General features: G+C 73.3%; 22 protein-coding genes. 9 read left to right on the top strand and 13 right to left on the bottom strand.

Annotated features, from left to right (window positions below):
* Nucleotide 1 precedes the first annotated feature (1 nt).
* The 4 genes from ABZ877_RS00260 (at nt 2) to ABZ877_RS00275 (ending at nt 3,458) form a co-directional block, all read left to right on the top strand.
* Entirely contained in the window at nt 2-397 is a 396-nt protein-coding gene (locus ABZ877_RS00260) for a nitroreductase/quinone reductase family protein (RefSeq protein WP_361061748.1), read from the top strand.
* Nucleotides 398-480: 83 nt separating this feature from the next.
* Entirely contained in the window at nt 481-1,104 is a 624-nt protein-coding gene (locus ABZ877_RS00265; protein WP_361061751.1) for a TetR/AcrR family transcriptional regulator, read from the top strand.
* Nucleotides 1,088-2,734 (top strand): acyl-CoA dehydrogenase family protein, encoded by a 1,647-nt coding sequence (locus ABZ877_RS00270; RefSeq protein ID WP_361061754.1) that lies wholly within the window; start codon nt 1,088-1,090, stop codon nt 2,732-2,734. The genes ABZ877_RS00265 and ABZ877_RS00270 overlap by 17 nt, the downstream gene beginning before the upstream one ends.
* A 7-nt stretch (nt 2,735-2,741) precedes the next feature.
* Entirely contained in the window at nt 2,742-3,458 is a 717-nt protein-coding gene (locus ABZ877_RS00275; RefSeq protein WP_361061757.1) for a ribonuclease H, read from the top strand.
* A 73-nt stretch (nt 3,459-3,531) separates the two neighbouring features.
* Here ABZ877_RS00275 and ABZ877_RS00280 read toward each other — a convergent pair whose 3' ends face one another.
* Entirely contained in the window at nt 3,532-4,371 is an 840-nt protein-coding gene (locus tag ABZ877_RS00280) for a glycoside hydrolase family 16 protein (protein ID WP_361061759.1), read from the bottom strand.
* Between the two features lie 187 nt (nt 4,372-4,558).
* Between ABZ877_RS00280 and ABZ877_RS00285 the strand changes: the two genes are divergently transcribed.
* Nucleotides 4,559-5,515: a D-2-hydroxyacid dehydrogenase family protein gene (locus ABZ877_RS00285; RefSeq protein ID WP_361062811.1), complete on the top strand. Its 957-nt coding sequence runs from the start codon at nt 4,559-4,561 to the stop codon at nt 5,513-5,515.
* A 7-nt stretch (nt 5,516-5,522) separates the two neighbouring features.
* Here the strand turns inward: ABZ877_RS00285 and ABZ877_RS00290 are convergent, their stop codons facing one another.
* Nucleotides 5,523-5,987 carry a cupin domain-containing protein gene (locus tag ABZ877_RS00290; protein WP_361061762.1) on the bottom strand — a complete coding sequence of 155 codons (465 nt, stop codon included), beginning with the start codon at nt 5,985-5,987 and terminating at the stop codon, nt 5,523-5,525.
* 157 nt (nt 5,988-6,144) lie between these two features.
* Between ABZ877_RS00290 and ABZ877_RS00295 the strand changes: the two genes are divergently transcribed.
* Nucleotides 6,145-6,930 carry an SAM-dependent methyltransferase gene (locus tag ABZ877_RS00295; protein WP_361061765.1) on the top strand — a complete coding sequence of 262 codons (786 nt, stop codon included), beginning with the start codon at nt 6,145-6,147 and terminating at the stop codon, nt 6,928-6,930.
* 143 nt (nt 6,931-7,073) lie between these two features.
* A complete protein-coding gene (locus ABZ877_RS00300) occupies nt 7,074-8,678 on the top strand; it encodes a GMC oxidoreductase (RefSeq protein WP_361061768.1) in 1,605 nt (534 codons plus the stop codon).
* On the opposite strand, the gene ABZ877_RS00305 is transcribed toward ABZ877_RS00300, so the two are convergent.
* From ABZ877_RS00305 to ABZ877_RS00320, 4 genes are all read right to left on the bottom strand, one after another.
* On the bottom strand, nt 8,659-9,183 hold the full coding sequence (locus tag ABZ877_RS00305) for a carboxymuconolactone decarboxylase family protein (protein ID WP_361061771.1): 525 nt from the start codon (nt 9,181-9,183) through the stop codon (nt 8,659-8,661). The genes ABZ877_RS00300 and ABZ877_RS00305 overlap by 20 nt on opposite strands.
* Nucleotides 9,180-10,262 (bottom strand): dihydrodipicolinate reductase, encoded by a 1,083-nt coding sequence (locus ABZ877_RS00310; protein ID WP_361061774.1) that lies wholly within the window; start codon nt 10,260-10,262, stop codon nt 9,180-9,182. The genes ABZ877_RS00305 and ABZ877_RS00310 overlap by 4 nt, the downstream gene beginning before the upstream one ends.
* 39 nt (nt 10,263-10,301) lie before the next feature.
* On the bottom strand, nt 10,302-11,165 hold the full coding sequence (locus tag ABZ877_RS00315; RefSeq protein WP_361061777.1) for a fructosamine kinase family protein: 864 nt from the start codon (nt 11,163-11,165) through the stop codon (nt 10,302-10,304).
* Nucleotides 11,166-11,969: 804 nt separating this feature from the next.
* Nucleotides 11,970-13,226: a benzoate/H(+) symporter BenE family transporter gene (locus tag ABZ877_RS00320; RefSeq protein ID WP_361061780.1), complete on the bottom strand. Its 1,257-nt coding sequence runs from the start codon at nt 13,224-13,226 to the stop codon at nt 11,970-11,972.
* Nucleotides 13,227-13,359: 133 nt separating this feature from the next.
* Here ABZ877_RS00320 and ABZ877_RS00325 point away from each other — a divergent pair, with 133 nt between their 5' ends.
* The gene (locus ABZ877_RS00325; protein ID WP_361061783.1) at nt 13,360-13,905 is read left to right on the top strand and encodes a helix-turn-helix domain-containing protein; all 546 of its coding nucleotides are present in this window, start codon (nt 13,360-13,362) and stop codon (nt 13,903-13,905) included.
* Here the strand turns inward: ABZ877_RS00325 and ABZ877_RS00330 are convergent.
* From ABZ877_RS00330 to ABZ877_RS00340, 3 genes are all read right to left on the bottom strand, one after another.
* Nucleotides 13,902-15,446: a substrate-binding domain-containing protein gene (locus ABZ877_RS00330; protein WP_361061786.1), complete on the bottom strand. Its 1,545-nt coding sequence runs from the start codon at nt 15,444-15,446 to the stop codon at nt 13,902-13,904. The genes ABZ877_RS00325 and ABZ877_RS00330 overlap by 4 nt on opposite strands.
* Before the next feature lie 74 nt (nt 15,447-15,520).
* The gene (locus ABZ877_RS00335) at nt 15,521-15,793 is read right to left on the bottom strand and encodes a DUF3817 domain-containing protein (protein ID WP_361061789.1); all 273 of its coding nucleotides are present in this window, start codon (nt 15,791-15,793) and stop codon (nt 15,521-15,523) included.
* Nucleotides 15,790-16,257 (bottom strand): hypothetical protein, encoded by a 468-nt coding sequence (locus ABZ877_RS00340; protein WP_361061792.1) that lies wholly within the window; start codon nt 16,255-16,257, stop codon nt 15,790-15,792. Before ABZ877_RS00340 ends, ABZ877_RS00335 begins: the two co-directional genes overlap by 4 nt.
* Nucleotides 16,258-16,531: 274 nt before the next feature.
* Here ABZ877_RS00340 and ABZ877_RS00345 point away from each other — a divergent pair, with 274 nt between their 5' ends.
* Nucleotides 16,532-17,476: a helix-turn-helix domain-containing protein gene (locus tag ABZ877_RS00345; protein ID WP_361061795.1), complete on the top strand. Its 945-nt coding sequence runs from the start codon at nt 16,532-16,534 to the stop codon at nt 17,474-17,476.
* 4 nt (nt 17,477-17,480) lie between these two features.
* Here the strand turns inward: ABZ877_RS00345 and ABZ877_RS00350 are convergent, their stop codons facing one another.
* From ABZ877_RS00350 to ABZ877_RS00365, 4 genes are all read right to left on the bottom strand, one after another.
* On the bottom strand, nt 17,481-18,431 hold the full coding sequence (locus ABZ877_RS00350; RefSeq protein WP_361061798.1) for an NAD-dependent epimerase/dehydratase family protein: 951 nt from the start codon (nt 18,429-18,431) through the stop codon (nt 17,481-17,483).
* Nucleotides 18,428-19,075, bottom strand: coding sequence for a DUF6629 family protein (locus tag ABZ877_RS00355; RefSeq protein WP_361061802.1), 648 nt, complete (start codon nt 19,073-19,075; stop codon nt 18,428-18,430). Before ABZ877_RS00355 ends, ABZ877_RS00350 begins: the two co-directional genes overlap by 4 nt.
* A gap of 58 nt (nt 19,076-19,133) precedes the next feature.
* Complete coding sequence (locus ABZ877_RS00360) at nt 19,134-20,537, bottom strand: FAD-binding oxidoreductase (protein WP_361061805.1); 1,404 nt, start codon at nt 20,535-20,537, stop codon at nt 19,134-19,136.
* Between the two features lie 101 nt (nt 20,538-20,638).
* A complete protein-coding gene (locus ABZ877_RS00365; RefSeq protein ID WP_361061808.1) occupies nt 20,639-23,239 on the bottom strand; it encodes an AAA family ATPase in 2,601 nt (866 codons plus the stop codon).
* Nucleotides 23,240-23,260: the final 21 nt, after the last annotated feature.

Raw genomic sequence — 23,260 nt, forward strand, 5'->3', positions numbered from 1 at the left:
CATGTCGCGTTCCGAGGAGATCAAGCACCGCATCGTCACGACGTTCCAGCGCCGGGTCGCCAACCCCGTCTCGCTCCGGATGCCGGGGCAGGTGATCATCGAGACGACCGGCCGCACCTCGGGCCTGCCGCGCCGCACGCCGGTCGGCGGGCGCCGCGTCGGCGACGCGTTCTGGCTGGTGTCCGAGTTCGGGTTCGCCTCGCAGTACGTGCGCAACATCCAGGCCGACCCGAAGGTCCGGGTCCGGCTGCGCGGCCGCTGGCACCACGGCACCGCGCACCTGCTGCCGGAGGACGACGCCCGCGCCCGCCTCAAGCGGCTTCCCCGCTACAACAGCGTTGCCGTCCGCGCCTTCGGCACCCAGCTCCTGACCGTACGGATCGATCTCACCGACTGACCCCCGGGCTCGCGGCCCGAAGCAGGGGCCCGGGATGTGCCACGCCCCTTGTTGAAGCAATGAATCAGTGCTTCACTCCTTAGGTGCCGTACCGACGAACCCCTGCCGTCCAGGCCCGTATCGACGCCCAGCGCGCCACCGTCCTCGACGCGGCCACCGCGCTGCTCGCCGAGCACGGGTACGCGGGCTGCTCCATGTCCGCCGTCGCCGCGCGCGCGGGCATCGCCACCGGCAGCGTGTACCGGCACTTCCCCAGCAAGGCCGAGCTGTCCGTCGAGCTGTTCCGGCGCGTCGTCACCCGCGAGGTGGCCGCGGTGCGGGAGGCGGCGGCCCGGCCCGCGGCGACCCCGGCGGAGCGGGTCGTCGCCGTCGTGGAGACGTTCGCGCGCCGCGCCCTGAAGTCGCCGCGTCTGGCGTACGCGCTCCTCGCCGAGCCCGTCGACCCGGCGGTGGACGCCGAGCGGCTGGTGTTCCGGCGCGCGTTCCGCGACGTGTTCGCCGAGCACATCGCCGACGGCGTACGGAAAGGCCAACTGCCGCCGCAGGACGCGCAGTTGACGGCCGCCGCACTGGTCGGCGCGGGCGCCGAGGCGCTCATCGGGCCGCTCTCGGACCCGGAGCGCGGCCCCGACGCCGTCCCCGCCCTGCTCACCTTCACCCTGCGAGCCCTTGGAACCTTGGGAGCCGTCGATGCCGACCACGCATGAAGTCCTCAACCAGGTGCCGCCGCTGACCGGGCACGACGTCGCCGCCGACCCCGCCCTCCTGGAGTCGCTGCGCCGCGAGGGCGCCGCCTGGGCCGAGCCCGAGCTGCACGACCTCGGCACCCTCGCCGGTTCCGAGGAGGCCCAGGAGTGGGGGCGGCTCGCCGAGCGGAACCACCCCGAGCTGCACACCCACGACCGCTACGGCCACCGCGTAGACGAGGTCGAGTTCCACCCGTACTGGCACCGGCTGATGACCGTCGCCGTGGAGCGCGGCCTGCACGCCGCGCCCTGGGCCGACACCCGGCCGGGCGCCCACGTCGCCCGCGCCGCCAAGGTCTACGTGTGGGGGCAGGCCGACCCGGGCCACCTCTGCCCGGTCTCCATGACGTACGCGGCCGTCCCCGCCCTGCGCACCTCGCCCGGTCTCGCCGCCGTGTACGAGCCGTTGCTCACCTCCGGCGTCTACGACTTCGGGCTGCGCGAGCCCACCGGCAAGCGCGGGATCATCGCCGGGATGTCGATGACGGAGAAGCAGGGCGGCTCCGACGTCCGCGCGGGCACCACCCGCGCGGTGCCGACGGGGGAGCCGGGGCAGTACGCGCTGACCGGCCACAAGTGGTTCACGTCCGCGCCGATGTCCGACGTCTTCCTCACGCTCGCCCAGGCGCCCGGCGGCCTTTCCTGCTTCCTCGTGCCGCGCGTCCTGCCCGACGGGACCCGCAACGCGATCCGTCTCCAGCGCCTCAAGGACAAGCTCGGCAACCGCTCGAACGCCTCCTCCGAGATCGAGTACGAGGGCGCGCTCGGCACGCTCGTCGGCGAGGAGGGCCGGGGCGTCGCCACCATCATCAAGATGGTCAACATGACCCGCCTCGACTGCGCCGTCAGCTCCGCGTCCGGGATGCGCCAGGGCCTCGTCCAGGCCGTGCACCACGCCACGCACCGCAGCGCCTTCGGGGCCCGGCTCGTCGAACAGCCGCTGATGGTCAACGTCCTCGCCGACCTGGCCGTCGAGGCGGAGGCCGCCACCGTGGCCGCGCTCCGCCTCGCGGGCGCCGTCGACCGCTCCGCGCGCGGCGACGACTCCGAGGACCACCTGCGCCGCCTCGCGCTCGCCGTCACCAAGTACTGGGTGTGCAAGCGCGCCCCCGCGCACGCCGCCGAGGCCCTGGAATGCCTCGGCGGCAACGGCTACGTCGAGGACTCCGGCATGCCGCGCCTGTACCGGGAGGCCCCGCTGCCCTCGATCTGGGAGGGCTCGGGCAACGTCGCCGCGCTCGACGTGCTGCGCGCCATGGCCCGGCAGCCCGCGACCGTCGAGGCGTACTTCGCGGAGGTGGACCTGGCGGCGGGCGCCGACCGGCGGCTGGACGAGGCCGCGGCCCGGCTCCGCAAGGACCTCGCCGCGCTCGGCAGCGACCCCGACGCGCTCCAGTTCCGCGCCCGCCGCCTCGTGGAGACGCTCGCCCTCGTCTTCCAGGGCTCCCTCCTCGTCCGGCACGGGGCACCGGCCGTCGCGGACGCGTTCTGCGCCTCGCGGCTCGACCGGGACTGGGGTGTGGCCTTCGGCACGCTTCCTCTCGGCGTGGACACGTCAGCAATCCTCGATCGGGCGCGGACCCTGGCATGATCGAGGCATGGCAGAACGTGTGATCGCCGCGTGTGACGGCGCGTCGAAAGGAAACCCCGGACCCGCGGGATGGGCATGGGTCGTCGCGGACAGTGACGAGCGGCCCGTGCAGTGGGAGGCCGGCGCGCTGGGCACGGCGACCAACAACGTCGCCGAACTCACCGCCCTGGAGCGGCTGTTGACCACCGTCGCCCCCGAGGTGGAGCTCGAGGTCCGGATGGACTCCCAGTACGCGATGAAGGCCGTCACCACGTGGCTGCCCGGCTGGAAGCGCAAGGGCTGGAAGACGGCGTCCGGCAAGCCCGTCGCCAACCAGGAGCTGGTCGCCCGGATCGACGCGCTGCTCGAAGGCCGCAAGGTCGAGTTCACGTACGTGCCCGCGCACCAGGTCGACGGCGACCCGCTCAACGACTTCGCCGACCGCGCCGCCAGCCAGGCCGCCGTCCAGCAGCAGGACGCGGGCAGCGCCCTCGGCTCGCCCGCGCCGCCGCCCTCGGCCCCGTCGACGAAGAAGGCGGCGGGCAAGGCGTCCGGCGGCTCGACCCGGGCCGCCACCGCCAAGAAGCGCACCTCGGGCGCGGCGGGTTCGGCGGGCGGCTCCTCGCGCACGCTCAAGGCGAAGTTCCCCGGCCGCTGCCGCTGCGGACGCTCGTACGGCGCGGGCGAGGAGATCGCCAAGAACCCCGACGGCTGGGGCCACCCGGAGTGCCGCGCGTCGGCCTGAGACGGGTCACGGCCCCGCTCACCCCCTCCCCGTGACACGGGAGGACCGAGCGGGGCCGTTTCCTTGTCCGCCCTCAGCTGGAGACGCGCACGTAGTCCACGACGAGGTGGTTCGGGAACCGCGTGTTGCCGTCCGGGTCGCCCGGCCAGTCGCCGCCGACCGCCAGGTTCAGGATGACGAAGAACGGCTTCTCGAAGACCCACTGGTTGCCGCCGACGTCGGCGGGCGTGCGCGTCTGGTAGACCGTGCCGTCCACCGACCACTTGATGGAGTTCGGCGTCCAGTCGACGGCGAAGGTGTGGAAGTCGTCCGCGAACGTCTGGCCGCCGGGGAGCGAGTAGGGCGCGCCGATGCCGCCCGAGCCGGAGTAGCCGGGGCCGTGGATCGTGCCGTGCACGGTGTTCGGCTCTAAGCCGACGTTCTCCATGACGTCGATCTCGCCCGAGTTCGGCCAGCCGACCGAGCCGAGGTCGTCGCCGAGCATCCAGAACGCCGGCCACATGCCCTGCCCGCGCGGGATCTTCATCCGCGCCTCGACGTGGCCGTGCGTCGTCGAGAACTTGCCCGAGGTGTTCAGGCGCGCCGAGGTGTACTGGCAGGTGCCGTACCAGCACTGGTAGTTGCCGGGGTTCTCCTTGCGGGCGGTGATGACCAGGTGGCCCTGGCCGTCGAGCGCCGCGTTGCTGTTGCCGGAGGTGTAGTACTGCCGCTCGTGGTTGTTGACGTTGTCGCCGGTCTCGGTCTGCCACTTCGAACCGTCGACCGCGGAGCCCGCGGGCCCGTCGAACTCGTCGGCGAAGGTGACCGCGGCGGCGCCGGTGTCGGCGGCCTGCGCGGACGGCAGCAGACCGGCGCCCAGACACAGGAGCGCGGCGGCGGCCAGGGGGAGTTTGTGGCGCAGGGGTATGCGCATGGGGGATCACATCTCTTCGGGTAGGGGGATCGCGCCTGTCCGGGGCGCGCCGAAAAGTGAAGACATGGGAGGTGCGAGTTGGGGGGATGGCTTCAAGAGTTGATTTAAGAGACGTGACGGTGACGCGTCAAGACATTCGTCCGGACCAAGTCCGTGAACGGAGGTGTCCGTGGGGATACTGGTGTCCATGTTGCGTTGTGCCGTACTCGACGATTTTCAGGACGCCGCCCGGGGGAGCGCCGACTGGGCGCGCCTCGCGGACCGCGTCGACGTCCGCTTCCTCCACGACCACATCCCCGCGCACGACGCACTCGTCGCGGCGATCGGTGACTGCGAGATCGTGGTCGTGATGCGGGAACGCACGCCGTTCCCGGCCGAGTTGTTCGCGCGGCTGCCCAAGCTGCGGCTGCTGATCACCTCCGGGCTGCGCAACGCCTCGATCGTCCTGGCCGCCGCGGCCGCGCACGGCGTCACGGTCTGCGGCACGCCGAGCGGTTCGGAGCCGCCCGTCGAGCTGACCTGGGCCCTCATCCTCGGGCTCGCTCGCGGCGTCGTCACCGAGAACGACAACCTGCGCTCCGGCGGGCCCTGGCAGTCCACGCTCGGCGCCGATCTGCACGGGCGCCGCCTCGGCCTGCTGGGGCTCGGCAAGATCGGCGCCCGGGTCGCCCGCGTCGGCGCCGCCTTCGGCATGGACGTCGCCGCCTGGAGCCAGAACCTGACCGCCGAGCGCGCCGCCGAGGCGGGGGCCACGCTCGCCGCGTCCAAGGACGAACTGCTCGCCACCAGCGACTTCGTCTCCGTCCACCTGGTCCTGAGCGAGCGGACGCGCGGCCTCGTCGGCGCCGAGGAGCTGCGCCGGATGCGCCCCACCGCCTATCTGGTCAACACCTCGCGCGCGGCGATCGTCGACCAGGAGGCGCTGCTGCGGGCCCTGCGCGAGGGCTGGATCGCCGGCGCGGGCAGCGACGTCTTCGCGACCGAGCCCCTGCCCCTGGACGACCCGCTGCGCACGGCCCCGAACTTCCTCGGCCTGCCCCACCTCGGCTACGTCACCCGCCGCAACTACGAGGGCTACTTCCAGGGCGCGGTCGAGGACATCGAGGCGTACCTGGCGGGAAGCCCGATCCGCACGCTCTCCTGAACCTCGTTCAGTGACGTACGAACTCCCGCAGCTCCTCGGCCAGGTGCGGAAGCTCGTCCAGTACGGCGGGGGTCGCGAACTCGTGGTCGGCGTAGTCGAAACCGGGCGTGACGACCTCCGCCACCAGGCCGTGCCGGGCGCCGCCGACCAGGTGCGACGCCTTCCACCAGCCGCCGGGCACGAGCAGGAAGCGTTCGCCGTCCGCGCCGAGGACGGTACGGGTCAGCGCGCCCGCCGCGTCGACGGTGACGTACTCCAGGGGGCCGCCGTCGATGAGGAAGTGCAGGATGTCGCTGCGGTTGCGGTGCAGCAAGCCGCTCGGCTGCTCCTCGTCCAGCAGGTAGTAGATCGAGGTGGCCGAGGGGCGCGGGCCGTGCGCGGTCGCCGTCTCCCCCGGGGCGGAGTAGATCCGCCGGAACCAGCCCCCCTCGCCGTGCGGTTCGAGGCCGAGTTCGTGTCGCCAGTCGCGCACGGCGGGTCCCTTCTGCCGGGGGAGCGGTCCACGGTCCGTCGTCGGCACCGTACCGGCGGTGAAAGGCCAACGCCACGATCGACCCGCGCAGTTGACATGGCAGACTGAGCCCAAGGTCATCCGCCTTGTCCCGCCCTCGTGACGATGGAGTCCGCCCATGACGGCACCCGCCCCCCGGCCGAAGATCGACACCAGCCAGGCGCACCCCGCGCGGGTCTACGACTGGCTGCTCGGCGGCAAGGACAACTACCCGGTCGACGAGGCCGTCGGCTCGCAGTTGCCGCCCGAGGCGCGGGACGCGGCACGGCAGAACCGGGAGTTCATGCACCGGGCGGCGGCATGGCTCGCCTCGCAGGGCGTCGACCAGTTCCTCGACGTCGGCACCGGCATCCCGACCGCGCCGAACCTGCACCAGATCGTGCAGCGGATCGTCCCCACGGCGAAGATCGTCTACACGGACAACGACCCCATCGTGCTGCGGCACGCGGAGGCCCTCCTCGTCTCCACCCCCGAGGGCAGGACCGACTACATCCAGGCCGACGTGCGCGACCCGAAGGCGATCCTGGAGCACGCCCGCACGATCCTCGACTTCGACCGGCCGATCGCGCTGTCGCTGATCGCGCTCATGCACTTCATCTCCGACGAGCAGAACCCGTACGACATCGTCTCCACGCTCGTCGAAGCGCTGCCCTCCGGCAGCCACCTCGTCCTCTCGCACGCCTCGTCCGACATCTTCCCCGAGCTGTCGGACAAGGTGACCGCCGAGTACGCGAAGGGCGGCATCAAGCTCGGCTTCCGCACGCGGGACGGCGTGGCCCGGTTCCTGGAGGGCCTCGACCCCGTGGAGCCCGGTCTGGTGACGGCGCCCGAGTGGTTCCGCGAGGAGCCGGCGCCGCGGGCCGAGCCCAGCGGGATCTACGCGGTGGTGGCGCGCAAGCCCTGACCCGCACACGACGGAGCGGCGTGGCGATGTCGATCGCCACGCCGCTCTGCCGTGCCTGGAACGTTACCTATCGGTATGCATCGACTTGTTTGGCGATCAACAGTAGAACTCGTTCCCATTCCGTCGAGAGTGAGGAACCCGCCATGACCGATGCAACCCGTCCTGAAGTGGCCCGTAACGGAATCACCCGCCGCGGCTTCCTCGCGGGAACAGGTTCTCTTCTCGGCGCCCTGGCGCTGAGCGGTCGCGCCGTCGCCGACGGCGCCCGCGTCCCCGCCCTCGTCATCGGCACCGGGTACGGCGGATCGGTCGCCGCGCTACGGCTCGCGGAGGCGGGCGTCGACGTGCAGATGGTGGAGATGGGCATGGCCTGGGACACCCCGGGCACGGACGGCAGGATCTTCGCCAACACGACGAGCCCCGACTACCGCTCGTACTGGCTGAGAACCAGGACCAAGCAACCCCTGAGCAACTTCCTCGGCTTCCCCATCGACAAGGACGTCCCCAAGTACACCGGCGTCCTCGACGCCGAGGAGTTCGCCGGCATCACCGTCTACCAGGGGCGCGGCGTCGGCGGCGGCTCGCTGGTCAACGGCGGCATGGCCGTCACGCCGAAGCGGGAGAACTTCGGCGCGGTCCTGCCGACCGTCGACGCGAACGAGATGTACGGCACGTACTACCCGCGCGCCAACGCCGGTCTGGGCGTGAACACCATCGACCCCGCATGGTTCGAGACCGCCGAGTGCTACCAGTACGCGCGCGTCGGCCGCAAGCACGCCCAGCGCTCCGACTTCCCGTTCGTCTTCGTGCCCGACGTCTACGACTGGGACTACATGGAGCGGGAGGCGGCCGGGACGGTGCCGAAGTCGGCGCTGGCGGGAGAGATCCTGTACGGCAACAACTACGGCAAGAAGTCGCTGCAGAAGACGTACCTCCCGCGTGCCAGGGCCACCGGCCGGGTCACCATCTCGCCCCTGCACAAGGTCGTCTCGGTCGCCCCGGCCTCCGGCGGCGGGTACACCGTCCGCATCGAACAGCTCTCCACCACCGGGGCCGTCACGGCCACCAAGGAGATCGCCGCGGACCGCGTCTTCTTCGCGGCGGGCAGCGTCGGCACGAGCAAGCTGCTCACCAAGCTGAAGGCCACCGGCGCGCTGCCCGCGCTCAACGGTGAGATCGGCAAGGGCTGGGGCGACAACGGCAACGTCATGTGCGGCCGCGCCAACCACCTCTGGGACCCGACCGGCGCGCTCCAGTCCTCCATCCCGACCGCCGGGATCGACAACTGGGCGGCGGGCGGCGCCTTCGCCGAGGTCGCGCCGTTGCCGACCGGCATCGAGACGTACGCGTCGTTCTACCTGTCCATCACCAGGAACCCGAACCGCGCGCAGTTCACGTACGACCCGTCGACCGGCGGCACCGCCCTGAACTGGCAGACCGCGTGGAAGCAGCCCGGGATCGACGCGGCGAAGACCATCTTCGACAAGATCAACGCGAAGGAGGGCACGATCTACCGCACCGACCTGTTCGGCGTCTACAAGATCTGGGGCGACCACCTCACCTACCACCCGCTGGGCGGCGCCGTCCTCGGCAAGGCGACCGACAACTACGGCCGCCTGCACGGCTATCCCGGTCTCTACGTCATCGACGGCGCGCTGATCCCGGGCAACACGAGCGTCAACCCGTTCGTCACGATCACGGCGCTCGCGGAGCGCAACATCGAGAAGATCATCGCCGTGGATCTGTGACGGCCGTACCCTGCCCGGCCCCCTCGCCGGGCGCAGGCAGGGCGCACACCGTGTCGATGCCGAGCACATGATTGAGCCGGCCGAACGCCAGCCACGAGCCGATGGCCATGCTCAGCTCCACGATCTCGGCCTGGGTGTAGTGAGCGGTCATCCGCTGCCAGAACGCGTCGTCGAGCCCGTGGGGGTCGAGGGTGTACCGCTCCGCGTACTCGGCGGCGAGCCGGGTCCGCTCGTCGAACGCGGTGGTGTTCCGCCAGTCCTCCACAGCGTCGATGAACGTCGCCTCGACCTTCTCGCCGTCGCGTTCGGTGCGCCAGTCCAGGCAGAACAGACAGCCGTTGATCTGCGCGACGCGCAGCCGGGCCGCCTCGAACTCGCGCAGACCGAGGGAGGAGTGCTCGTAGACGGCCATGGAGAACTGGGCCGCCGCGGGCCCGATCCCGGGCACCATCGCGCCCCACACATACGGGATGGGCTCCTCGCCGTCCGGTATGTCGACCTTCATGGCTGCTTCCTCCCGAGCCGTCCGGTGGCGGGAAGGAGGGGCACGTCGAGGGCGTCGTAGAGACCGGGCGGCTCGGCCACGAGCCACTCGATCGCGCCGACGAGCCGGCCCACGGCGGTCGCGTTGCCGCCCGCCGCGTGGTTGCCGCCCTCGTCGGTGGCCTGCACGGTGACCTCGATGCGCGGGCGGCCCTCCACGATCACGCGGTGCGCGCCCGCCCCGCCGCCGGGCGGCAGCGGCCAGTCGGGCGCGCACGAGGAGTGAATACGGGTCACGTGCTCGATGACGATACGGGCCTCACCGCCCACGATCCCCCGCACCTCGAAGCGGACCGCGCCCTGGGTGCCCGCCGCGAAGTCGCCCATGGCGGCGGTCGTCACATCGGTGGTGAGGGGGCGGCGCTCCAGCGTCTCGCGGATCTCGTCCACCTCGACGCCGAGCGCGCGGGCCATGAGCCGCACCTGCCCGCCCCACACCAGGGTGGGGATGGTGTCGGCGAGCATCAGCGGCTCGTAGTCCAGGGGATGCCCCATGCCGACGAGGTGGCGGACGGAGTCCTCCTGGTCGTACGTCGAATAGTCGAAGATCTCCTGGCAGCGCAGGACGTCGACGCGGGTGCCGAGGCCGCTGACCAGCAGAGGGAGTACGTCGTTGGCCCAGCCGGGGTCGACGCCCGACACGAACAGGGAGCCGCCGCCCTCCTCGATGGCGGTGTGCACGGGGTCGGTGAACTCGGGTGGTGCGCTCCGATGGTCGTAGAGGGGGTAGAGGGCCGGGCTGACGACGACCGCGCCGGTGCGCAGGGCGCGGCAGACGTCGGCGAGGGCCTCGTCGGGGCGCAGGTCGCCGGAGGCGGCGTAGACGACGGCGCCGGGCCGGGCCGCGAGCACCGCGTCGACGTCCCTCGTCGCGGTGACACCGAGGGCGTGGTCGAGCCCGGCCAGGTCGCCCGCGTCGCGGCCGTCCTTGGCGGGGGCGTGGACGAGCACGCCGGAGAGTTCGAGCCCGGGGTGGGCGTCGACGGCCCGGATCGCCGCGCGGCCCATGTTCCCCGTGCCCCAGACCACCGTGGAAGTCATGCGCCGGAGCGTAACCTGACGAGCCGTCAGTTCATAGGGTCAGCGCGCCAGTTGGGAACGGGCGGCGGCCAGGGCCTGGTCGGCGTAGCCGCGGCCGAACAGGACCGTGTGCACGAGCAGCGGGAAGAGCTGGTGCAGCGGGACGCGGTCCTGCCAGCCGTCCGCGAGCGGTGCGGCCTCCTGGTAGCCGTCGATGATCCGGTCCAGGTGCGGGGCGCCGAACAGGTGCAGCATGGCGAGATCGGTCTCGCGGTGACCGCCGTGCGCGGCCGGGTCGATCAGCCAGGCGGTGCCGTCCCGGTCCCACAGGACGTTGCCGTTCCACAGGTCGCCGTGGAGACGGGCGGGCGGTTCGGCGGGGCCGGCGAGCTCGGGAATCCGGTCAAGGATTTGCTCGACGGTGCGGGACTCGCCGGGCGTCAGCGTGCCGGCGTCGACCGCCAGCCGTACGTACGGGAGGACGCGGTGCTCGGCGTACCAGCGCGGCCAGTCGTCGCCGGGGACGTTGCGCATCGGGGCGAGCCCGATGGTCGCGTCCGTCGGCCCGCCCGGCGGCGGCGCGCCGAAGGCGGGGGCGCCGGAGGCGTGCAGGGCGGCGAGATCCCGCCCGAACCGCTCGGCACCCCGGGCGGTCGGCCGCCCGTCGTCGACCCGGTCGATGACCAGCCACTCGCCATCGTGGTCGTCGCGCTCTCCGTACACCTCGGGCACGGCGACGGCGCGGGCGGCAGCGAGCCACCGCAGCCCGGCGCCCTCGGCCCGCACCGCGCCGGCCTCCGCCCGCTTGACCATCACGGCGCGCCCGTCATCAAGCACGACCTCGGCGAGCCCACGGCCCCGCCGCCGCTCCTCGACGGCCCGGCGCCCGGTGCGGTGTGCTGCGATGTCTGAGGGGTGGGGCATGGGCCCAGGGTAGGGGGCGCTGGGTTGTCCCGCCGGGGTGGCGAGGCGCGCCGCGCCTACCGAGGCTCGGGCCCCGGCCCGTCGCCGATGCGCTGGGCACGCTGGGGGCCACGTCCGGGCCCGGACACGTCCCGCCCGCTTCCCGCCAGGCGGGCCCCCTCGCGGAGCGGTCTCCGGTTGCGTCCGCGTCGCCCTTGCTCGAGCGACCGCCGACTCCGTCCCCGGCGCCCTTGGTCGAGCGGCCGCCGACTCCGTCCCGAGCACCCTTGGTCGAGCGACACCCGGACCCGCCTTCGTCGCCCTTGGTCGAGCGCCCCCGGTTCCGCGCACAGTCACTCTCGCCGAGCCTTGTACCCCGTCCGCGTTGGCGCTTTTGGCGCGCTGGAAGTCGCTGCCGGGGCCTGACGCGTGGTGCCTCTTCTTGAAGGCGGGCCCCCTTCGCCGAGCGGCCCCCGGTCCCGCGCACAGTCACTCTCGCCGAGAAGTTTCCGGCCCCGTCCGTGTCCTTCTTGGTCGAGCAGCCCCCGAGGCCCGTCCTCGGTGCCCCTGGTCGAGCGGCCCCGGTTCCGCCCGACTGTCACTCCTCGCCGAGCCCTGCATGCCCGTCCGCGTCGGCGCTCCTGGCGCGCTGGGGTCGGGGCCGGGGCCGGACGCGTGGTGCCCCTGGCTTGCAGGCGGGCCCCCTTTGCCGAGCGGCTTTCGGTCCTGCTCCCCGTCACTCCTGGCCGAGAAGCCCGGCCCCGTCCCCGGCGCCCTTGGCCGAGCCGCCTCCGATCCCGCCCCGTCACCCCTCACCCCCAACCCCTACACCCCCGTCCGCGCCGCCGCCCCCCGCTCACGCTCAGCCCCCGCACCCTTCCCCCAAGCGCGGCGGCTCACGTTCGAGAGAACCGTCGTAAGGGCCCCCGCCAGCAAACCCCAAAACGCCGAGCCGATTCCGAGCAGCGTGACGCCGGAGGCTGTCGCCAGGAACGTGATGACCGCTGCCTCGCGGGACGACGGGTCCGAGAGGGCCGAGGTCAGGGACGCCTCGATCGTGGCGAGGAGGCCGATGCCCGCGACGGCCAGGACGAGGGCGTGCGGCATCGCGACCAGCAGGGAGGCCACGGTGGCGCCGAGCAGGCCGACGCAGAGGTAGAAGACGCCCGCCCAGACAGCCGCCAGGAAGCGGCGTTCGCGGTCCGGGTGGGCCTCCTCGCCCGTGCAGATCGCCGCCGTGATCGCCGCCAGGTTGATGCCGAACGCGCCAAAGGGGGCGAGCGCCGCCTGCACCGCCCCGGTCCACGTCAGCAGCGGCGAGACCGGAACCTCGTACCCGGAGCCGCGCAGCACTGCGACGCCCGGCAGGTTCTGCGAGGCCATCGTCACGACGAACAACGGCACGCCGACGCTGATCAGCACCTTCCAGTCGAACTCCGGCGCCGTGAACACCGGGTGCGCCAGAGAGAGGCGTACGCGTTCCAGGTGCCAGCCCCCCGTCAGGGCGGACGCCACCGCACCGACGCCCAGGGCGAGCAGCACCGCGTACCGGGGGAGCAGCTTCCGTGCCAACAAATACAGCGCGAACATCGGGAACGCCACGGCGAAGCTGCCGTTCATCTCCGCGAACAGCCCCGTGCCGAACTGCAGCAGCACCCCGGCGAGGAGCGCCGCCGCGAGCGGTACGGGGATCCGGTCCATGACCCGGGCGAACCACCCCGTGACCCCGCTGACCAGGATCAGCACCGCGCTGAAGACGAACGCCCCGACCGCCTTCCCCATCGACACCCCGCTGAGCCCGGTGGCGAGAAGCGCCGCGCCCGGCGTCGACCACGCGGTCACCACGGGCGCCCGGAACCGCAAGGACAGCCCGGCGCACGTCACCGCGAGGCCGATACCGAGAGCGAGCATCCAGGAGGAGATCTCCCGCGCGTCGGCGCCCGCGGCCCGCGCCGCCGTGAAGACGAGCGCCGCCGAGCTGGTCACGCCGACCATGACCGCGATCAGCCCCGCCGCCACCGCCGAGGGCGGCGCGAGGGCACGTATGCGGGAGAAGGGCGAGACGGGAGAGTCAGGGCTCATGGGGGACATCGCGGGGCCACTTCCATTGCGCACCAGGGCGTTCGCGTTCCATAAATGGAACGTTCTGTTTGTGGAACACTAAGGACGTCGGTGTGCGACCGTCAACCGACCGCGATGCCGGAGGGGAAAAGACATGGGTCTCCACGACGAGGTGGGGCGCAGGCTCAAGGCGCTGCGCCGGGCGCGCGGCCTGTCCCTGTCGGAGCTGGCCCGCCGCTCGGGCGTCGGCAAGGGCACCCTCTCCGAACTGGAGGGCGGCCTGCGCAACCCGACCCTGGAGACGCTGTACGCCCTGACCACGGCGCTCGACAGCCCGCTCTCCGCCGTCTTGGGCGATCCGCCGCCGGGCGTCCGCGAGGGCACGGGCGGCGTCTCGGGAAGCGCCGTCACCGCCGTGCTCCTGGAGCGGTACGAGGACGTGGACGCCGCCACCGACGTCTTCCGGGTCACCATCGCGGGCGGCGCCACCCAGGACTCGGCCGCGCACGTCCCCCGTACGACGGAGAGCCTGATGGTGCTCTCCGGCACCGCAGTGGTCGGCCTGCCCGACGCGCCGCAGACCGTCTCCCCGGGCGGCCACGCCCATTGGCGCGCCGACGCCCCGCACCGCTACGCCGCCCCGCACGGCGACGTCCACGGCATCCTGTTCGTGCGCTACCCCAAGGCGGACACGCTCTAGCCGGTACCGCCGCACACCCGCAGGCCCACCGGCGTCCCGCACGGCAGATGGCCGTGCGTGGCGACCACTCCCTTGCCGGTCCCGTCGTCGATCGCGTATGCCAGGAAGCTGGACGCGAGCGAGTCGGCGGGCGGCCGGCCGTAGGTGTAGGCGTACTCGATCTCGCGGTACGGATAACCGCTGGTGGTGAGCCGGTCCGGGTCGGGCGTGTGCCCGTCCAGCGTGACGGGGTGCAGTCCGCGCGGCGCCTCCGGCGGTGACGCGGCGCGCAACTCGCTGTAGCCGAGCGCGCCCGGCGTGCGGGCCACGGTCGACAGGACCTGCTCCGTCGAGTCGAGCTCGCAGCGCAGGACGGGAGCCGTCCGGACCGTGCGCGTCACGCAGTCGTCGGAGGAGGCGGGCGGCTCGTCGGCGCCCGCGAGGACCCGTGTAGCCAGCGCGCTGCGGGTCCCGGACCCCGAGGTGCGGCTGACGAGGACGACGGGCAGGTCGGGGCCGCCGAGCCGGTTCCAGTTGCGGATCTCGCCCCGGTAGAGGCGGCGCACGTCGGCGACGGACAGGTTCGTCAGCCGTACGCCGTCGTGGACGACCAGCGTGAACAGGGACACGGCGACACGGCTCTCGCTGAGCCGTCGGTAGCTCGCGGGGCGCGGCCCGTCCGAGAACGCGACGACGGCCGCCCCGTCGGCGTCGGTCCCGCCGCCGGACAGGGCGAGTTCCCGCACCCCGGTACGGCTGCCGCGCGCCGCCACCGTGATCTCCGGGCGGCCCTGGCAGTGCTCCCGGTACTTCTCCGCCAGTCCGGTCATGACCGGCGCGAACGCCGTCGAGCCTGTCAGCCGCAGCGCACCCGTCTCGCAGTCGTCCGGCAGCGGCGGCGGCACGAGCAGCGGCAGTGTGGCCGCAGCGATCAGGGCGAGGCCGAGGGCGACGGTGGTCCACCGGGCCTGCCTGCTGAACACCGGAGGCTTCTCGTCCGGGGTGAGACTGTGGTTCTCGTGGAGGGTGCCGTCCTTGATGTCACCGGTCACGGTGACCGGGTCACCCTCCTGACCGCCCGTCAGCAGCACCAGGATCTTGTAGTACGCCCCCGGCTTCAGCGGTACGCGCGGGATGCGCAGGGTGCTGGACCCCGCTACGAGCAGCCCCGGCTGGTTCTCGAAGTAGCCCATCAGGTTGGCGTGTTCCCCGGGCAGCGTGACGTCCCGCGCCTCGACGCGCCGGCCCGGGAACTCGGCGGTGAGCCCGTACTGCGCCGACGGGTCGATGTAGTCCGACTCCTCGATGTGGCGCGAGCCGTCGTTCTCGATGCGCAGGAGCACGAGCGTCGCGTCCCGCATCGCGGGCAGGTCGTTGAAGAGGCCGAGCCGCGGATCGGCGCCGCTGACCTGCCCGTTGTGGCCTATCGCGATGTCCATCTGCTTGCGGAACCCGATCCGCCTGCTGCGCCGCGCCCGCCGGTCCGCGACGAACGGCGTGACGATCGAGACGACACCGAGCAGCAGGCCCGCGGCGGTGAGGGAGATCTCCAGCCAGCTCATGGGGTGACGGTACGGACCCGCCGGGTGCGGTGGCGGGCCGTGCCGTCGGACTTCGCCGGTTGTTCGTCGGTTGTTCAACCGGTCGCGGCGGGCGCGGTCGCGGCGAGCCGCCGCTCGGCCAGCAGCCCGCCGATCCCGGGGATCAGCGCGTAGGTCCTGGCGGCACCGTCCGCCTGCCTCGACCGCCACACGGCACCGATGACGAAGAGGTACGCGCAACCGTGCGCGGGCCCCATGACGGACGAGACGGCCGGGTGGTGGACGGTCACGAGGTTGCCGAGGAGTAGGAGCAGCGTGCCGAGTTCGGCGCGCGCCGCGATGCGCAGAGCTTTGGGCCGCACGGTCACGCCCCCGTCGTGGAGCCGGGGCGGACGATCATCAGGACGGTGACCGTCGCCCACAGCAGGTTGAACACACCGGTGAGCGCCGCGAGTCGCGCCGCGCCGCGGGGGAGCGGCGGCGTCTCGGGCTGTCCCACCACGTCGAGGGCCGCCTCCTGCGCGGGCAGGATCAGCAGCGCGAGCACGCCCGCGGCCACTGCCGTCAGGACGATGGAGACGATCAGCCACGCGCTGCCGAGCACCCCGAGGCTGCTCGCCGTCGCGAACCCGAACAGCGGTACGGCGATGCCGATCCCGGCGTAGACCCGGCAGATGCGGTGCAGCGTCCCCAGCGTCGACACCGGTTCGGCCGTGCCCGGCGCCGCGAGCGCCTGGCGCCAGGTCCGGGGGAACATGCTCGCGGCGACGGTGACCGGCCCCACGGTCAGGACGGCGGCGAGGACGTGCAGACTGAGCAGGAATTTCGTCATGGTCAGCGGCGGACCTCGAACGGCGCGACGGCGTCGAGCGGATCGACGCCGTCGAGGGGGACGGTCTGGACGTGCATGAGGCGGTTCCTTCACGTGCGACGGGCCCGGTCCGCGCCGGGCTCACGCCGACGCTAACCAGTCCCGGAGAGCCGTCCCAGTGGCATTAGTGCCTGGCATCAACGGGTTATTGCCAGGCCCTGCGAGCAGGGAAGTTGCGCGTACCCACCTCTATATGGCCGGTGGCGGCAATACGGCGTCGCGCTATGTTCTCGCCATGCACATCGTCGCCGTCCTCGCCCTCGACCACGTGATCCCCTTCGACCTCTCCACCCCGATCGAGGTCTTCACCCGTACCCGGCTCCCGGACGGCCGGCCCGGCTATCAGGTGCGCGTCTGCGCCGAGCGGGAGGAGGTGGACGCGGGCACGTTCACCCTCCGCGCGCACCGGGGTCTGGACGGGCTGAACGGGGCCGACACGATCATCGTGCCCGGCACCTCGGCGCCCACCGCCCCGCTGTCACCGGCCGTCCGCGACGCCCTCAGGAGCGCGGCCGCGCAAGGCACCCGTATCGCCTCCATCTGCGCGGGCACCTTTCCGCTCGCCGCCACCGGGCTCCTGGACGGGCTGCGCGCGACGACGCACTGGATCGCGGCGGACCTGCTCGCCGCCACCTACCCGGCGGTGAAGGTGGACCCCGACGTCCTCTACGTCGACAACGGGCAGCTCCTCACCTCGGCCGGTGCCGCCGCCGGACTCGATCTGTGCCTGCACATGATCCGCCGCGACTACGGCTCGGCGGTGGCCGCCGACGCGGCCCGGCTCTCCGTCATGCCGCTCGAACGGGAGGGCGGCCAGGCGCAGTTCATCGTCCACGACCACACGCCGAGCCCCGCACCGCAGGGCGCCTCCTTCGAGCCGCTGCTCGACTGGCTCCGCGACCACCTCGACAGCGAACTCAGCCTCGCCGACATCGCCGCCCGCGCCGGTGTCAGCACCCGTACGCTCATGCGGCGCTTCCGCGAACAGACCGGCACCACGCCGCTGCAATGGCTGCACCGCGCCCGCATCCGGCAGGCCCAGCACCTGCTGGAGACCACCGGGCACCCCGTGGAACGGATCGCCGCGCAGGTCGGCTTCGGTTCGCCGACCGCGTTCCGCGACCGCTTCAAGCGCACGACGGGCGTGAGCCCGCAGACGTACCGCAAGACCTTCAGTTAGGAGATCAGGCGCTGATCCCCAGCGTCGCCCGGTACCAGGCGAGCGTGGCGTCCAGCGCCTTTGCGAAGGGCGTCGGACGGACGCCGAAGTGGTGCTCGAAGGCCGACGAGTCCATGATCTGCGCCTCGGTGTGCTGGTAGAACATCTCCGCGTACTCGGCCATGAACTGCTCGTCGAACGGGCCGAACGGGCGCGGTTCCCTCATGACCGTGAGCTCCAGCGGCTGGCCCGTGCGCCGCTCCACCATCGCCAGGACCTCGCGGGTGGGCAGGGCGGGCGCGGTCGGCAGGTGCCAGACGCGGCCGTCGCCGTCGGGACGCTCGCCGAGCGTGGCGAGCCCCGCCGCGACATCACCGATGTACGTATAACTGTGCGGCAGGTCGATGTCGCCGAAGGCCGGGATCTCGCCGCCGGTCAGTGCGGCGGGGAAGACGGCGCCGCCGAGCGTGGAGTTGAGGACGCCGGGCCCGAAGAAGTCGGCGGAGCGGCCGAGCGCCACCCGGGCGCGCCCGGCGCGGTGCGCCGCCAGGTACTTCTCGTCGAGGTCCGCGCGCATCCGGCCCTTGCGGGACGTGGCGTTCCAGGGCGAGTCCTCCGTCATGACGGCACCGCCGGTCGGGCCGTACGGGTACAGCGTGTCGAGGACGACGAGGCGCGCCCCGTTCTCCTCCACCGCGCCGAGGACGGCCTCCTGGATGCCCGGCATCACGTCGACCTGGAGGTGATAGGCGACGTTGACGCAGTGGTACACGACGGCGGCCCCCGCCACGGCGGCCCGTGCCCCTTGCGCGGTGCTGACATCCGCCGCGAACCGCTCGACGCCCGCGGGCCCGGGCCCCTCCCCCTTGCGGTCGACGAGCCGTACCGGGTGCTCGCGGCGCACCAGCTCCCCGGCGAGGGCGGTTCCGGCGGGGCCGGAGCCGAGGACGACGTGCAGCGGCTGGTTACTGGTCATGGTGGACCCCCTGAAGAGTTCGTCGGCGTCGCTGCCGCCCGGCGCGTCCACGCGAACAGCACCAGCGAGCACACCGCCGCCGCCGCGCACCACGTCGACACGAACTCCCAGCGCCACAGCGCCGCGCACACCGCCGCGGCGATCCCGGCCAGGCCGCCGAGCAGGACCAGGCCCGCCTCGCCGGACAGGAGCAGTGAGCCGATCGTGGCCAGGAGGTAACCGGCGACGAGGAGTCCGGCGTGCGGCAGGCCGATCTCGTAGGCCATCGTGTGGCCGCGGACGGTGGCGGTCACCGTCCTTGTCGCCAGGGTGTACGCGAGGGCGGCCGAGGTGACGAGCCCGCACGCGAGCAGGGGCCACAGCCGCCGCCGCGCCTCGGGTCGCGCCACGCACAGGACGCCGGCCGGGACCCAGAAGGGGAGTAGCGGCAGGGCGATCACCGCCCAGGCGAGGACGGCGGGGCCACGGCCGCCGTTGTCGTTCCAGATCACCGCCTCGATGATCTGGTGCGCGCCGAGCAGCAGCGGGAGCGCCGCGAGGGGCAGGGCGCGCGGCCGGGTACGGGCGGCGCGTGCCACGCAGGCGACCCCCACCGCGGTGATCGCGCTGCCCGCCACGAGGTCGGCCGTCGCGCTCCAGCACATGCGGGCCACGCTACGGTCCCGGAGCGCGCCCGGCGCGTCGGCGGCGGAGCGGGTCGGGTCAGGGGCGGGCCGCCGGGTCCGGCTCGATGTTCTGGTTGAGGCGGAAGACGTTCTCCGGGTCGAGCGCCGCCTTGATGCGGGCGAGGCGGGCGTAGTTGCCCCGGTAGCTCGCGCGGACGCGCTCCTGGCCCTCGTCCATCATCATGTTCACGTAGGCGCCGCCCGCCGAGTACGGGTGCAGCGCGTCGAAGTAGTCGACCGTCCAGCGCTTGACGAGTCCGGCGTTGGCCGGGTCCGGGTCGACGCCCGCGTAGACGCTCGCCCACCGGGAGTCCCGGTAGTGGAAGGCGGTGTCGGACGCGGCGTGGTCGTGCACGGCGCCGTCGATCGGATAGAGGTGCATCGTGGACTGCGGGGTCGGTGCCTCGGGCCCGAACTTGGCGTGCAGCGCCACCGCCTCGTCGGGGATGTCCCGCACGAAGTCGGCCCGCCAGTACCACTGGTCGCCGGGCGGGTAGAGGCCGTCGAACATGGATTGCAGCGCCGGGTGCGGCATCGGTGCGACGGCGTGCAGGAGCGGCTCGGGGAGCGCGTCGAGGAGCGGGGCCGTCGCGCGGGCCGCCGCCTCGCTGTCGCCGTGGGTGTGGCACCAGACGACGGCGCACACCTTGCGCAGGTGCAGTTCCCCGGGGAACGGCGGCGCGGGCGGCACGCTCGCGTACATGAAGAAGCCGTTGACGTCGCGCGGCGCGGACGGCAGGAAGTCCCGGTAGGCGGCGAGGACCTCGGCGCTCCGCTCGGCGGGCCAGAAGGTGGGCCCCGCGACGACCGTGTCCAGTGCGTGCAGGCGGAAGGTGAAGGCGGTGACGACGCCGAAGTTGCCGCCGCCGCCCCGGATCGCCCAGTACAGGTCGGTGTTCTCGTCGGCGGCGGCGCGCACGCGTGTGCCGTCGGCGAGGACGACGTCGGCGGCCAGGATGTTGTCGACGGTCAGGCCGAAGCGGCGGCTGAGGTGGCCGAGGCCGCCGCCGAGCGCGAGGCCGCCGACGCCGGTGGTGGAGATGATGCCGCTGGGGGTGGCGAGGCCGTGCTCGTGCGTGGCCGCGTCGACCAGGCCCCAGGTGGCACCGCCGCCGACGCGCACGGTGCGGGCGGCGGGGTCGACCTCGACGGAGTTCATCAGGGACAGGTCCGCGACGACCCCGCCGTCGCAGGTGCCGAGCCCCGCGCCGTGGTGCCCCCCGCCGCGCACGGCGAGCGGCAGTCCGTGGCGGCGGGCGAACGCGATGACGCGGGCGACGTCCCCGGCGTCGGCGCAGCGCACCACGAGCGCGGGGCGCCGGTCGATCATGGCGTTGTAGACGGCGCGCGCGGCGTCGTACGCGGAGTCGTCCGGGCCGGTCAATCGGCCGTGGAAGTCGGTGAGTTCGCGTTGTGCTGCCTGGGCAGGCGTGACGGTCATGCGGGGCCCCCGGGAGATGTCGAGTGTGGTGCGCCCGTTCTACGGGCGTGGACCGCGTCCCGGCATGCGTGCCGGGCACCCACCTTCGGCCCGTCCGCTACCTACGTTCTGTCCCCGTCGAGCAGCCCGAGCTCCCGGGCGCGCGCGGCGGCCCGGCGGCGGGTGGGCGCGTCCAGCTTCTCCAGGACCGCGCGGACGTGGTTGTCGACCGTGCGGACGGAGACGACGAGCCGGTCCGCGATCTCCTGGTTGGTCAGCCCCTCCGCGAGGAACCGGACGACCTGGAGCTGGCGTGCCGTCAGGCCCGCCGGGTTGCGGCGCGTCGCCGCGTGCGGGCCGCGCGGCACGTGCCGTACGCCGAGCGCGCGCAGTTCGGCCCTGACGCGGCGGGCGAGCGGCAGCGCGCCGAGGGAGTCGAGGGCGGTGAGCGCGCTCAGCTTGTCCGCCGGGTCGGGGCTCTCCGCGAGGGCCGCCGCGTGCTCGTACGGGCACCCGGCCTCCTGCCAGAGCCGGGCCGCCTTGTCCCACTGGCCCGCCGCCTGGAGCGCGTACGGGTGCCGCGAGCCGCTGGGTGCCACCGTCCGGCCCGCCTTGGTCAGCCAGTAGCCGAGTTCGGGCAGGTGCGGCGGGGCGGGCAGCGTCCTCGCGTGGGCGCGGACCGGTTCGACGGCGGCGACGACGCCCGCCGGGTCGCCGCGCAGCCAGGCGGCCTCCGCGCGGGCCGCCGCCACGGGCGCGGTGCGCTGGAGCTCCCGGGTGCCGACGGCGATCCGCCACGCCTGGTCGAGGAGGTCGTCGCCGCCCGGCGTGCCGCGCCGGATGCGGATGCGGGCGAGGACGGTGAGCGCGGGGCAGCGGGCGGGCGGGAAGACATCGGTGCCGAGCAGCGCGAACCGTTCGGCCGCCGCCCAGTCGCCCACGGCGAACCGGTGCAGCGCCCGCTCGACCTCGAAGTACGTGAGGAAGCCCAGGTGCTCGGCGCGGTCCGCGAGGTCGATGGCGGGCGTCAGGAACCGGTCGGCGTCGGCGAGGCGCAGGTCGTCGAGGAGGAACCAGACGATGTTGGCGTACGCGCGGCACGCGTGGTCGGTCTCGCCGGCGGACAGGGCGACGCGCAGGCTCTCCTCCAACTGCCGCTGCCCGGACGGGTCGCCCGAGCGCCACCGTGCGCTGCCGACGTTGTTGAGCGCGTGCGTCAGGATCGGCTTGTCGTCGACCGCGCGGGCCAGGGCCATGGCGCGCTCGCCGTAGTCGACGGCCTGCGCGTACTCGTCGGCCAGCATGCGCAGTTGCGCCGTGTTGCTCAGCGCGAGCGCGAGCAGCCGTTCGTCCCCCGCCTCCTCAAGGACGGTCAGCGCCTCGCGTGCGGCGGCCTCGGCGGCGGCCGCGTCCCCCGCCCACCAGTGGATGCGGGACAGCCAGCGCAGATCCGCCCCGAGCGCCCGCAGGTCACCCTCTTCGCGGCGGAGCGCGACGGCGTCGCGCTGCGCGGAGACGGCGGCCTCGGAGTCCCCGATGGTGTAGCTCTCGACGGCGAACCGCTCCAGGAGGTGGGCCCGTTCGGCGGCGCGGAAGCGGTGCCGGTGGCGCAGGACGAGCCGCAGATGGGCGGCGGCCTCGCGGTGCGCGCCCGCCCGCGTGGCGTCCCGGGCGGCCCCGGGTCCGAACCGCACCACCGCCTCGGCGTCCCCGGCCGCCGCCGCGTGGTGCACGATCCGGGACGGGTCCGCGTCGGGGGTGGCGGCCAGCGCGGCGAGCACGGCCCGGTCGAGCGCGATGCGGCGCGCCGTGGGCAGCGAGTCGGCGACCGCCCGCCGGATGATCTCGTGCCGGAACGCCACCCGGTCCGCGGTCACGACGAGGAGCCCGGCCTGTTCGGCCGCCGCGAGCGCGTCGTCGTCGTGGGCCAGCAGGGTGTCCACGAGCGGCCGCTCCACCGCCGACGGCACCACGGCGAGCTGTTCGAGGGCGTCCCTGGTGGGGTCGGTGAGGCCGCGCAGCCGGGCCAGTACGGCGTCGACGACGGTCGGCGGCACGTCCCCGGTGTCGCCCGCCGCGATCACCTCGGCGACGAAGAACGGGTTGCCCGACGTCACCGTGTAGACCTGCGCCGGATCGAGGTCGGCCGCCGCGCTCAGGACGCGTACGGCGTCGGGCGAGAGCGGGGCGAGCGGCAGCCGGTGCACCCGGGCCGCCCCCGAGACGAGCCCGAGGAGCTGGCGCAGCGGATGGCCGCGGCCCAGCTGGTCGTCGCGGTAGGTGAGGACGAGGACGGCGGGCAGCTTCTCGACGCGGCGCACCAGATAGCGCAGGGCGTCGAGGGACGCCTCGTCCGCCCAGTGCACGTCCTCGACGACGAGGACCACGGGGTGCGGGGCGGCGGCCAGCTCGGCGCGGAGCGCCTCGTGGACCCGGTGCCGGTCGCTCGCGTCGCGCAGCGCCCGCGCCAGTTCGCCGCCGACGCTGCCGACGAGGTCGCGCAGGGGGCCGAGCGGGCGGCCCGTGGCCAGGTCGTCGCACTGTCCGACCAGGAAGCGGGCGCCGCGCGGCAGTATCCCCGGCACCGCCCGCACCAGGGACGACTTGCCGATCCCGGCCTCGCCGAGGACGAGCACGACGGAGCCCGCACCGGTCGCGGCGTCCCGCACGGCGCGCGCCAGCCGGTCCAGTTCGAGATCCCGTTCGAGGATCCCTCCGTCCACGCCCGGATTCTCCCACCGTGG

The organism is Streptomyces sp. NPDC046939, assembly GCF_040644575.1.
In the GTDB taxonomy this organism is placed as follows: Bacteria; Actinomycetota; Actinomycetes; order Streptomycetales; family Streptomycetaceae; genus Streptomyces.

Coding starts and splice junctions, on each gene's coding strand:
- ABZ877_RS00260 (WP_361061748.1), top strand. CDS start 2: ATGTCGCGTTCCGAGGAGATCAAGCACCGCATCGTCACGACGTTCCAG.
- ABZ877_RS00270 (WP_361061754.1), top strand. CDS start 1,088: ATGCCGACCACGCATGAAGTCCTCAACCAGGTGCCGCCGCTGACCGGG.
- ABZ877_RS00275 (WP_361061757.1), top strand. CDS start 2,742: ATGGCAGAACGTGTGATCGCCGCGTGTGACGGCGCGTCGAAAGGAAAC.
- ABZ877_RS00280 (WP_361061759.1), bottom strand. CDS start 4,371: ATGCGCATACCCCTGCGCCACAAACTCCCCCTGGCCGCCGCCGCGCTC.
- ABZ877_RS00285 (WP_361062811.1), top strand. CDS start 4,559: ATGTTGCGTTGTGCCGTACTCGACGATTTTCAGGACGCCGCCCGGGGG.
- ABZ877_RS00295 (WP_361061765.1), top strand. CDS start 6,145: ATGACGGCACCCGCCCCCCGGCCGAAGATCGACACCAGCCAGGCGCAC.
- ABZ877_RS00300 (WP_361061768.1), top strand. CDS start 7,074: ATGACCGATGCAACCCGTCCTGAAGTGGCCCGTAACGGAATCACCCGC.
- ABZ877_RS00305 (WP_361061771.1), bottom strand. CDS start 9,183: ATGAAGGTCGACATACCGGACGGCGAGGAGCCCATCCCGTATGTGTGG.
- ABZ877_RS00310 (WP_361061774.1), bottom strand. CDS start 10,262: ATGACTTCCACGGTGGTCTGGGGCACGGGGAACATGGGCCGCGCGGCG.
- ABZ877_RS00315 (WP_361061777.1), bottom strand. CDS start 11,165: ATGCCCCACCCCTCAGACATCGCAGCACACCGCACCGGGCGCCGGGCC.
- ABZ877_RS00320 (WP_361061780.1), bottom strand. CDS start 13,226: ATGAGCCCTGACTCTCCCGTCTCGCCCTTCTCCCGCATACGTGCCCTC.
- ABZ877_RS00325 (WP_361061783.1), top strand. CDS start 13,360: ATGGGTCTCCACGACGAGGTGGGGCGCAGGCTCAAGGCGCTGCGCCGG.
- ABZ877_RS00330 (WP_361061786.1), bottom strand. CDS start 15,446: ATGAGCTGGCTGGAGATCTCCCTCACCGCCGCGGGCCTGCTGCTCGGT.
- ABZ877_RS00340 (WP_361061792.1), bottom strand. CDS start 16,257: ATGACGAAATTCCTGCTCAGTCTGCACGTCCTCGCCGCCGTCCTGACC.
- ABZ877_RS00345 (WP_361061795.1), top strand. CDS start 16,532: ATGCACATCGTCGCCGTCCTCGCCCTCGACCACGTGATCCCCTTCGAC.
- ABZ877_RS00350 (WP_361061798.1), bottom strand. CDS start 18,431: ATGACCAGTAACCAGCCGCTGCACGTCGTCCTCGGCTCCGGCCCCGCC.
- ABZ877_RS00355 (WP_361061802.1), bottom strand. CDS start 19,075: ATGTGCTGGAGCGCGACGGCCGACCTCGTGGCGGGCAGCGCGATCACC.
- ABZ877_RS00360 (WP_361061805.1), bottom strand. CDS start 20,537: ATGACCGTCACGCCTGCCCAGGCAGCACAACGCGAACTCACCGACTTC.